Annotated in this window: 8 protein-coding genes; 3 read left to right on the top strand and 5 right to left on the bottom strand. The window is 61.7% G+C overall.

The features are described from left to right. Positions 1 to 123 precede the first annotated feature (123 nt). Both MF4836_RS23435 and MF4836_RS23430 read left to right on the top strand, forming a co-directional pair. Entirely contained in the window at positions 124 to 1,626 is a 1,503-nt protein-coding gene (locus tag MF4836_RS23435) for an ATPase domain-containing protein (RefSeq protein ID WP_078472280.1), read from the top strand. After that, a complete protein-coding gene (locus MF4836_RS23430; RefSeq protein WP_078472279.1) occupies positions 1,623 to 3,290 on the top strand; it encodes an ATP-binding protein in 1,668 nt (555 codons plus the stop codon). The genes MF4836_RS23435 and MF4836_RS23430 overlap by 4 nt, the downstream gene beginning before the upstream one ends. Positions 3,291 to 3,314: 24 nt before the next feature. Here the strand turns inward: MF4836_RS23430 and MF4836_RS23425 are convergent, their stop codons facing one another. The 5 genes from MF4836_RS23425 to MF4836_RS23405 all read right to left on the bottom strand — a co-directional run bounded on the left by MF4836_RS23425 (position 3,315) and on the right by MF4836_RS23405 (position 9,863). Continuing rightward, entirely contained in the window at positions 3,315 to 3,692 is a 378-nt protein-coding gene (locus MF4836_RS23425) for a response regulator (protein ID WP_020297998.1), read from the bottom strand. A gap of 66 nt (positions 3,693 to 3,758) precedes the next feature. Beyond that, positions 3,759 to 4,952, bottom strand: coding sequence for a hybrid sensor histidine kinase/response regulator (locus MF4836_RS23420; RefSeq protein WP_078472278.1), 1,194 nt, complete (start codon positions 4,950 to 4,952; stop codon positions 3,759 to 3,761). After that, the gene (locus tag MF4836_RS23415; RefSeq protein WP_078472277.1) at positions 4,946 to 5,551 is read right to left on the bottom strand and encodes a chemotaxis protein CheB; all 606 of its coding nucleotides are present in this window, start codon (positions 5,549 to 5,551) and stop codon (positions 4,946 to 4,948) included. Before MF4836_RS23415 ends, MF4836_RS23420 begins: the two co-directional genes overlap by 7 nt. Further along, positions 5,548 to 6,363 (bottom strand): CheR family methyltransferase, encoded by an 816-nt coding sequence (locus MF4836_RS23410; RefSeq protein WP_020298001.1) that lies wholly within the window; start codon positions 6,361 to 6,363, stop codon positions 5,548 to 5,550. The genes MF4836_RS23415 and MF4836_RS23410 overlap by 4 nt, the downstream gene beginning before the upstream one ends. Continuing rightward, positions 6,363 to 9,863, bottom strand: coding sequence for a response regulator (locus MF4836_RS23405; protein ID WP_078472276.1), 3,501 nt, complete (start codon positions 9,861 to 9,863; stop codon positions 6,363 to 6,365). The genes MF4836_RS23410 and MF4836_RS23405 overlap by 1 nt, the downstream gene beginning before the upstream one ends. Before the next feature lie 264 nt (positions 9,864 to 10,127). On the opposite strand from MF4836_RS23405, the gene MF4836_RS23400 reads away from it, so the two are divergent. Further along, complete coding sequence (locus MF4836_RS23400) at positions 10,128 to 10,487, top strand: response regulator (RefSeq protein WP_078472275.1); 360 nt, start codon at positions 10,128 to 10,130, stop codon at positions 10,485 to 10,487. The last annotated feature ends 96 nt before the right edge of the window (positions 10,488 to 10,583 follow it).

Here is a 10,583-nt window from a genome sequence, read left to right as displayed (position 1 = left end):
GCCCCTACAGAACAATAAATGTTGAACCGCCATCATCGGCGACGGTCAAGTATTGAGGCAGTGCTTTGAAGGGCGTTCGCGCGCCACTGCCTATTACGATCAGTCGCCACGCGAGGGCATTTCTTGACGATATCCACCGAGTTGATCAGCGCCAAAGCCGCCACCGGCATCGAAGGTCTGGACGATATTCTTTCCGGCGGCTTATCCCGCGGGCATGTGTTTCTGCTCGAAGGCGAGCCTGGCACCGGCAAGACCACCGTGGCCTTGCATTTTCTATTGGCTGGCGCCCGCGCCGGCGAACGTTCGCTGTACATCACTCTCTCGGAAACCGAACGTGAACTGCGCCAGGGTGCGCTGTCCCACGGTTGGGAGCTGGACGAAAACATCCATATCTTCGAACTCACCCCGCCGGAAAGCCTGCTCAACGCCGAGCACCAGCAAAGCCTGCTGTACTCCTCGGACCTTGAGCTGGGCGAAGCCACCAAGCAGATTTTCGAAGTGGTCGAGCGGGTCAAGCCAACCCGGGTGGTGCTCGACAGCCTGTCGGAGATCCGCCTGCTGGCGCAAAGCTCATTGCGTTATCGCCGCCAGATCCTGGCCATCAAGCATTACTTCGTACGTTACGACGCCACCGTCCTGCTGCTGGACGACCTGACCACCGAATCCCTGGACAAGACCGTCCACAGCGTCGCCCACGGCGTGGTGCGGCTGGAAGAGCTGACCCCCAACTATGGCGCCGAACGGCGACGGATCCGCGTGGTGAAGTACCGCGGGCAGAAATACCGCGGCGGTTTCCATGACTTCACCATCATGGGCGATGGCGTCCACGTGTTCCCACGGCTGGTGGCCGCCGAGCACCGTGGGCGTTACGTGCGTCAACAGTTGACCAGCGGCATCCGGGAAATGGACGCCCTGCTCGGCGGCGGTATCGAGACTGGCTCCAGCACCCTGATCCTCGGCCCGGCCGGTACCGGCAAATCCCTGATCTCCATGGTCTTCGCCGCCGCTGCTGTGGCCCGTGGCGAAAAAGCCGCGCTGTTTATCTTCGACGAAGAACTGGGCCTGCTGTTTGAACGCATGAAAAACATGGGCATCGATCTCGAGGCCCTGCAAGCCACCGGCAACCTGATGATCGAGCAGGTCGACGCCGCCGAATTGTCACCGGGCGAACTGTCGCACCGGGTCCGGCGCTGCGTCGACAAAGGCAATATCAAGACCGTGGTCATCGACAGTATCAACGGCTACCAGGCCGCCATGCCTGAAGAGAACGCCCTGGTGCTGCACATGCACGAGCTGCTGCTGTACCTCAACCGCCAGGGCGCCGCGACCTTCATGACCGTGGCCCAGCACGGCCTGGTCGGCGACATGCAGGCGCCGGTGGACATCACCTACCTGGCCGACACGGTGATCCTGCTGCGTTACTTCGAGGCCCTGGGCAAGGTGCGCCGGGCCATTTCCATTATCAAGAAGCGTACCGGCAGCCATGAATCGACCATCCGCGAATACCGTATCGGCAGCCAGGGCATGACCATCGGCGAGCCCCTGGCCGCATTCCAGGGCGTGTTGCGCGGCGTGCCCACCTACCTCGGCGAGAGCAATCCGCTGCTCGAGGATGAGCAGCCGTGACCGTTATCGAACCGCTCTCCGAACGCGCCCTGGTGCTCACGCCACTGGGGCGTGATAGCCAACTGGCGCAACTGATGCTCAAGGAAGCGGGCTTTCAGGGGGTGATCACCCCCCATCTGGCGGCGCTGTGCGAGGAACTGGAGCACGGCGCCGGGCTGCTGATTATTTCCTCCGAAGCCCTGCGCGGGGCCGATATCGAACCCTTGCTGCAGCACTTAGAGCAGCAACCTGCGTGGTCCGATCTGCCGATTGTGCTGCTGACTCACCATGGCGGGCCGGAGCAGAACCCGTCCTCGGGCCTGGGCAACCTGGGTAATGTGACCTTTCTCGAACGCCCATTTCACCCGGCCACCCTGATCAGCCTGGTCAGCACCGCCCTGCGCGGACGGCGGCGCCAGTATGAAGCGCGGGATCGGTTGATCGACCTCAGCCAGAGCGAACTGCGCCTGCAAAGCACCCTGGAAACCCTGGAGCAGCAGGTCGAGGAGCGCACCGCGCAGCTGCGGCACAACGAAGAGGCCCTGCGGCAATCCCAGAAAATGGAAGCGGTCGGGCAACTGACCGGGGGCATTGCCCATGACTTCAACAACATGCTGACCGGCATCATCGGCAGCCTGGAGCTGCTGCGACGGCGCCTGGCCCGGGGTCGCACCGAAGACCTGGACAGCCTGATCGACCTCGGCGTGACCTCCGCCAACCGCGCCGCGGGCCTGACTCACCGGCTGCTGGCCTTTTCGCGGCGCCAGTCCCTGGACTCCAAACCGGTGGAGATGAACACCCTGGTGACATCCATGGGTGAGCTGCTGCACCGCAGCCTGAGTGAAAGCACGCAGTTGGAGATGCAGCTCAACCCCACGCTGTGGGTCGCCGAAGCCGATCCCAATCAACTGGAAAGCGCCCTGCTCAACCTGGTGCTCAACGCCCGCGATGCCATGCCCAATGGCGGGCGGCTCTTGGTCGAGACGTTCAACCAGCATCTGGACCACGACTTCACCCAGGCCCATGACAACCTGGAACCCGGCGACTACGTGGTCCTGCGCGTCAGCGACAACGGCTGCGGCATGCCGGAAAGCATCATCAACCGGGTGTTCGATCCATTTTTCACCACCAAGCCGATCGGCCAGGGCACTGGCCTGGGCCTGTCGATGATCTACGGCTTCAGCAAGCAGTCCCACGGCCATGTCAGCATCACCAGCGCCCTGGGCCGGGGCACCGAAGTCAGCCTGTTCCTGCCGCGTTTCAGTGGCGACGTGCAACAGGACGAACACCTGGCACCACAACTATTGCCCTATGCGCAGAACGGCGAGACGGTGCTGATTGTCGAAGACGACACGGCGGTCCGGGTGCTGGTCAGCGCGGTATTGAGCGAGTTGGGTTACAACTTTGTCGAAGCCGGCGATGCCGTCGGGGCGATGCCGATTCTCGACTCGGGCCAACGCATCGATCTGCTGATCAGTGACGTGGGCCTGCCCGGCATGAACGGCCGGCAACTGGCGGAGATCGGGCGGCAGATCCGCCCGGAGCTCAAGGTTCTGTTCATCACCGGTTATGCCGAACACGCGGCGGTGCGTGGCGGCTTCCTCGACCCGGGGATGCAGATGATCACCAAACCCTTCACTTTCGACCTGCTGACCGCCAAGGTCCGGGAAATGATCAAGGCCTGATGCCCAAAGGCATCAGGCCGGCGCTCAGGCGAGCAGTTCCTGGATCTGTTCCTGCAAGCTGTTGAGGTCGAACGGCTTGGCCAGGATCGGCGCGGTCTTGGCGATCGGGCTGCCGGATTCAAGAATCTCGGTCGGATAGCCGCTGATAAAAATCACCTTCAGGTCCGGGCGCAGCTTGACTGCCGGCTCGGCAATCATCACACCGGTAATCCCGCCAGGCAGACGGTAATCCGTGATCATCACGTCCAGGTGCGGTTTGCTGGCAAGGATCTCGAACGCCTGTTCGCCGTTTTCTGCCTGCAGGACCCGGTAACCCAGGCCGGACAGGTAGTCAGCGAGCAACATCAAAATCACCGGTTCATCTTCGACGATCAATACGACGTCTTGTGCATCTTCACTCATGGGGCGCCTTTGTTCGGTCAATTGCTGCTGATACGACCACTGGGTCACGCAGAGGTTGCGTCGAGTTTAGTGGTTTTCCCCAAGCGGCAGGCTCACGCGAAACAGCGCGCCTTCGCCGATCTGGCTCTGGACGGTGATGGAGCCGCCGTGAGCGGCGACGATCTGCTCTGAAATGAACAATCCCAGGCCCAGGCCGGCGGCCACCGGGCTGCCGGAAACCCGCTCGAACTGCTGGAAAATCCGCTTCTGGTTGTCTTCGCTGATGCCAATCCCGTGATCACGCACCTCCACCCGCGCCTCGCCGTCCTGGCGGTAGACCCGCACTTCGATCGGGCTCTTGGCCCCGTAGCGCAAGGCATTGGTCAGCAGGTTGGAGATGACTTGCTCGATGCGGAACTCATCCCACTCGCCTTCAACGCTGTCCTCGGCGCACAGGCTCACCGACGACTCGGCGGCATGGACCTGGGGCGCGAAGTTTTCCAGCAGGCCCCGGACCAATTGGCACAGATCAAAGCGGCTGGGGCGGATCGACAGCTTGCCGGTGCGGATGCGCGAGATGTCGAGCATGTCTTCGATCAGGCGAATCAGGCTTTTGATCTGGCGCTCATCGCGGTCGACCATGGCGTGCATCTTGTCCAGGGTGAACGCGGCGGCGTTGTCCCGGGCCAGGTGCATCTTGCGCAGCTGGGTTTCGAGAATCAGGCCGTTGAGGGGCGTGCGCACTTCATGGGCCACGATCGACATGAAGTCATCGCGCATGCGCACCGCCTGCTCCAGTTCGTTCTGGGTCGCCTGCAACTTCTTGAGCAGCACTTCCTGCTCGCGCCGGCTCTGTTCCAGGGCCTCGACCTGCTGCTTCATGGCCTTGCTCTGGCGATACAGGTCGACGAACACATTGACCTTGCTCTTCACCGCATGGATATCCAGCGGCTTGTGCAGAAAGTCCACGGCCCCGCTCTCATAGCCCTTGAAGGCGTAATTGAGCTCGCGCCCGGCGGCGCTGACAAACACGATAGGGATGTTCTTGGTCTTTTCGGTGCCGCGCATCAATTCGGCCAATTCAAATCCGTTCATCCCGGGCATCTGCACGTCGAGGATGGCCATGGCGAACTCATGCTGCAGCAGCAGCGACAGCGCTTCGTCAGCCGACAGCGCCTTGTACACGGTGCGGTCTTCGCGCTTGATCAGCGCTTCGAGGGCCAGCAGGTTCTCCGGCAGATCGTCGACGATCAGCAGCTTGGCTTGAATGGTACTTAACATGCGATTCGTTCCAGCTCGACTAGCAGACGGCTGATGCCGCGCAAAGGGAGAATATAGTCCGGTTGGTGCAGGGCCAGCGCCGCGTCCGGCATGGTCGCGACCTGGGCTTCCTGCGGGTCCTGGACCACGGTCAGGCCACCGCGCCGCTTGACCTGGGCCAGGCCCCGGGCGCCATCCTGATTGGCCCCGGTCAGGAGCACTGCCGCAAGCCTGGGCCCATAGGCATCGGCCGCGGACTCGAACAGATAATCGATGGCCGGGCGCGAGTAATGCAGGCGCGCCTCCAGGCTCAGGGACAGGCTGCGATCCTGCTCCACCGACAGGTGATAACCGGGCGCGGCAAAGTACAGGGTGCCGGGGGTCACCGACTCCTTGTCCTCGGCCTCCTTGACCGGCAGCGCGACGCGCTTGGCAAAGACCTCGGCCAACTGGCTGCGGCGCTCGTCCGGCAGGTGCAGCACGACAATGATCGGCAGCTCAAAGCCCCGTGGCAGCTCGCCAAAGATGCTCAACAACGCCTCGACGCCGCCCGCCGAGGCGCCGACGACTACAGCCTCGACCCGAGGCAGGGTTTCAGGTTCGATAACACCGTGGCTCATAACTTGCGGTAGATCCGTTCTTGTTTGACCAGGGGTTCGAAATGCTTGCCGTAGGCGGAGAAATCGAGGGTTTCCTTGCTGCCCAGGACCAGGAAGCCACGATGGCACAGGGACTCATGAAACAACCCAAACGCCCGATCCTGCAACTTTTTATTGAAGTAAATCAATACGTTACGGCAAGAAATCAATTGCGTTTCGGAGAACACGCTGTCCGTGGCCAGGCTGTGGTCGGCAAAGGTCACGTTCTCGCGCAGGGTCTTGTCGAAAATCGCGTAGTCGTAGGCCGCCGTGTAGTAATCGGCAAACGAGCGCTGGCCACCGGCCTGCTGATAGTTGTGGGTGTAGGCGCGGATATTCTCCAGGGAGAAAATCCCCTGCTTGGCCTTTTCCAGCGAGCTGGGGTTGATGTCCGTGGCGTAGATGATGGTGCGTTCCAGCAAGCCTTCCTCGCGCAGCAGGATGGCCATGGAATACACCTCTTCACCGGTGCTGCAGCCGGCGATCCAGATCTTGATCGAGGGGTAGGTCTTGAGCAGCGGCACCACTTCCTGGCGGATCGCCAGAAAATGCGACGGGTCGCGGAACATCTCGCTGACCGGAATCGTCAGGAACTGCAGCAGTTGCATGAACGCCGTCGGGTCGTGCAGCACCCGTTCCTGCAGGGCCGATATGGTCTTGCATTCGAACTGGCGCAGGGCATGGTTGACCCGGCGCTTGATCGAAGCGCCGGAGTAGTCGCGAAAGTCGTAGCTGTATTTGAGATAAATAGCTTCGATCAACAAACGCAGTTCGATTTCGGTATTGCGCTCCACTAGATTCTTTCCATCTTGGGTAACCAGACTCGAATGAGCGAGAACAAGCGATCCAGGTCGATCGGCTTGGCCAGGTAGTCGTTGGAACCGGCCTGCAGGCAACGTTCCTGGTCGTCCTTCATGGCCTTGGCGGTCACTGCGATGATCGGCAGCTTGCGCCAGCGCGGGTCTTTGCGGATCTCGATCGTGGCTTCATAGCCATCCATCTCCGGCATCATCACGTCCATCAGCACCAGGTCGATGTCCTCGACTTCATTCAATTTAGCGATCGCTTCATGGCCGTTACGGCCAATCACCACGACCGCGCCTTTCTGCTCCAGGGCACTGGTGAGGGCGAAGATGTTGCGCACGTCATCGTCCACCAGCAGGATCTTGCGCCCCTCGAAGACCCGATCGCGGCTGCGGGCGGTCTTGAGCATCTTCTGTCGTTCATGGGACAGCTGGGATTCGACTTTGTGCAGAAAAAGCGTCACTTCATCCAGCAGGCGCTCCGGCGAGCGGGCGCCCTTGATGATGATCGAGCGCGAGTACTTGCGCAGTTCGGCCTCTTCGTCCCGGGTCAGGTTGCGACCGGTGTAGACGATCACCGGCGGGAACGAGCAGATGTCTTCGGTGGACATGCGCTTGAGCAGATCGTTGCCCAGCATGTCCGGCAGTTTCAGGTCGATGATCATGCAGTCGTAGATGTTCTGGCGCAGCAGGTCCAGGGCTTCCTGGGCCAGGCCGACGGCGGTGATTTCGATGTCGTCGTCACCGATCAGGCGGGCGATGCTGTCGCGTTGCAGGTCGTCGTCCTCCACCAGCAGCACGCGCTTGACCTTCTGCGTCAGCTTGGCTTCCAGGCGCGCGAACACGTCCTTGAGCTCTTCACGGGTGGTGGGCTTGACTGCATAGCCGACGGCGCCCATGTGCATGGCGGCCTCGACTCGATCTTCCACCGAAATCACGTGCACCGGGATGTGCCGGGTCTCGGCGTGCTCCTTGAGGCGCTGCAGCACCGTCAGCCCGGAATGGTCTGGCAGGCGCATGTCAAGCAGGATCGCGTCGGGGATGAACTGCGCCGCCAGGCTGTAGCCTTCATCGGCGCCGTGGGCCACCAGGCAGTGATAGCCCAGCTCATGGGCCAGGTCATAGAGGATGTGCGCAAAATTGGGCTCGTCTTCCACCACCAGGATGCAGCGCGTAGCGAAAGGAGCCTTGTCGCGGTCATCGGCAAAACGCGCGATCGGCACTTCAACCACCTCCGGCAGCGGCGCCGGGGCCGGCCGTGGCGTGAACGGCGTGGTGCTGACCAGCGCAGTCGGTGTCTCGGGCAATGGGCTGCCTTCGGCCTGCTCGATGTACTGCTCAGGCAATTCCAGGGTGAAGATACTGCCCTGCCCTGGCTCGCTGCTGACCGTGATCGAGCCGCCGAGCAAGGCCGCCAGATCGCGGGAAATCGACAGGCCCAGGCCGGTGCCGCCGTAACGCCGGTTAGTGGTGCCGTCGGCCTGGCGGAAGGCTTCGAAAATGCTCTGCTGCTGATCCTGGGCGATGCCGATCCCGGAATCACGCACGGTAAAGGCAATCCCGACACCCGGCTGGCGCGAGACCGTGAGGCTGACCTGGCCTTTTTCGGTGAATTTCACCGCGTTCGACAGCAGGTTCTTGAGAATCTGCTCGACGCGCTGGCGGTCGGTGAACAGCATCTGCGGCGTACCGGGCTGCACCTCGACCTCGAACGCCAGGCCCTTGTCCAGGGTCAGCGGCTGGAACATGCCGCGCAGGCCTTCGACCAGGCGCGGCACGCTGACGTGTTCCGGGCGCATCTCCAATTTGCCGGCTTCGACCTTGGAAATATCCAGGATGTCGTTGATCAGGTTCAGCAAGTCGTTACCGGCCGAATAGATCGACTCGGCGAACTTGACCTGCTCGGCGCTGAGGTTTTCCTGGGGGTTCTCCGCCAGCAGCTTGGCCAGGATCAGCGAACTGTTGAGCGGCGTGCGCAGCTCGTGGGACATGTTGGCGAGGAATTCGGACTTGTACTTGCTGGAGCGCTGCAACTCCTCGGCACGCTCTTCGAGCTGGATCTGCACCTGGTTCAGCTCGTTGTTCTTGCGGTCCATGGCATCGCGCTGCTCGGCCAGGGTCTGCGCCTGTTCGGCCAACTGCTCGTTGGTCTGCTCCAGCTCCACTTGCTGGGTTTCCAGGTGGACCTGGGACTCCTTGAGGATCCGCGACTGCTCTTCCAGTTCCTCGTTGGCGGTTTTCAACTCTTCCTGCTGCACCTGCAGCTCTTCGTTGAGCTGCTGGGTTTCGGCCAGGACTTCCTGCAGGCGCTGGCGATAGCGCGCAGCCTCGATGGAGGTGCCGATGTTGTCGGCGATCAACTCGAGCAATTCGATATCGCGATCGGTCAAGGCCCGCAAGAAGCCCAGCTCGATCACACCGTTGACCCGCTCGTCGTTGCTGGTCGGCACCACCAGCACGCTGCGTGGCGCGCCGTCGCCGAGGCCGGAGCTGACTTTGAAGTAGTCCACCGGCACTTCGTCCAGGCGGATCAGGCGGTTTTCCTGGGCGGCCTGGCCAACGATGCCCTCGCCGCTGTAGATCGACTGCTCCTGCTGTTCCTGCTCCCGGGAAAAGCCGTAGCTCGCCACCCGTTTCAGGCCGCCGTGCTCTTCACGCACATAAAGAGCCGCCACCGGCGAGCCCAGGTATTGCGCGCAGAACTGCAGGATATTGCGCCCCAGCAGGTTCAGGGTCAGTTGCCCCAGGACCTGCTCGGCCAGTTCGGTCTGGCCATTGCGCAGCCAGGCTTGCTGCTCCAGGCGCCGGGCGCTTCTTTGCTGGGACTCGAGGTTGTCGCTGTAGCTTTTCGACAGGGCCATCAAGTCACGCCGGCCGATGTAGGCCAGCAACCCGCTCAGGCCCAGGACAAACACCAGGTACAGGGTCACGCTGAGAATGGTGGTGCGCCGGACATCTTCATTGCGCGCCACCCGCAGCTGCTGCTCCATGGCCACGGCTTCGTCGTATTCCCTGCGGATTTCATCGGTCAGGCGCTTGCCCCGTCCGGCCTTCACCGCGCCGCGATAGTCACCGCTCTGACGCTGCAGGTCGATCATGCCCTGGGCGTACTTGTTCCACTCGACCTGCAAGGCTTCCAGGCGGCGGAAGCGGTCGACTTGCTGCGGGTTGTCCGCCACCAGTTGCTGCAGGCTTTGCAGCTCATTGATGATCCGCGGCTTGGCCACCTCGTAGGGGTCGAGGAAACGCTCGTCACCGGTGATCAGGAACCCGCGCATGCCGGTTTCCAGGTCAACGGTCAGCTTCGAGGCCTCGTTGACGTTATTGATCACCCGGTCGGTGTGCTCGACCCACTGGATCACCGACAACAGGTAGGTAATCAGGGACACGAAAAAAACCGCGCTCAACACCCCGACGCCCAATGGCAGGGAGATGTTGCGACTCAGGAGTTTGCGAAAACTCTGTTCATCAACCGAAGACGGACGGATCATGATTTGGCCTTGGTGAAGTGTAAAAAAACACGGAGTTTGCCCCACAAAGGGCCCCTGGAGCTATTTTTCTGCGAGTTTTGCCCGGCAATTTTTCGTTGCGCACTGCCCTGCCGGCGCAAGAGCAGTTATTCTGGGCGCCGGTTGTACAGCAAAGGTTTTTTGTACAGCTTCGGGAACTTGTGATCAGTCGCGACTTACTGATGCAAGAGGCCGCGATTTTCCGGCCCCGGCCTACCGATTTCAATTTTCCGAGAGTGTCCTTTTATGTCCAGCATCGCTTCCACCATCCTTGTAGTCGAAGACGACACCATCGTGCGCATGCTGATCGTCGACGTGCTCGAAGAGCTTGAGTTCAAGGTACTGGAAGCCGACGGCAGCGAGGCCGCTCTGGTACTGCTCGAAGACACCAGCCTGACCATCGACCTGCTGATGACCGACGTCGGCCTGCCCGGCATGGACGGCAAGCAATTGGCCGCACGCGCCCGGGAACTGCGCCCGAGCCTGCCGATTCTGTTTGCCAGCGGTTATGCCGAAAACATCGAAGTGCCGCCCGGCATGTCGGTTATCGGCAAGCCGTTCTCCATCGACCAATTGCGTGACAAGGTGCGTTCCATCCTCGCCTGATGCCTGCGCCTGCCGACCCGGGCTGACCCTGCCCTTCCCGCCCGAGCCAAGCTGACGGCGCTGCGTTGATCGCGGCGCTGACGCCCAGCTGTGGTT

This window comes from Pseudomonas sp. MF4836, from assembly GCF_002018875.1.
Lineage (GTDB): Bacteria > Pseudomonadota > Gammaproteobacteria > Pseudomonadales > Pseudomonadaceae > Aquipseudomonas.
The sequence above is the reverse complement of the archived record's forward strand: the minus strand, read 5'-3'. Positions and strand labels throughout refer to the sequence as shown.

Coding starts and splice junctions, on each gene's coding strand:
- MF4836_RS23405 (WP_078472276.1), bottom strand. CDS start 9,863: ATGATCCGTCCGTCTTCGGTTGATGAACAGAGTTTTCGCAAACTCCTG.
- MF4836_RS23400 (WP_078472275.1), top strand. CDS start 10,128: ATGTCCAGCATCGCTTCCACCATCCTTGTAGTCGAAGACGACACCATC.
- MF4836_RS23425 (WP_020297998.1), bottom strand. CDS start 3,692: ATGAGTGAAGATGCACAAGACGTCGTATTGATCGTCGAAGATGAACCG.
- MF4836_RS23420 (WP_078472278.1), bottom strand. CDS start 4,952: ATGTTAAGTACCATTCAAGCCAAGCTGCTGATCGTCGACGATCTGCCG.
- MF4836_RS23415 (WP_078472277.1), bottom strand. CDS start 5,551: ATGAGCCACGGTGTTATCGAACCTGAAACCCTGCCTCGGGTCGAGGCT.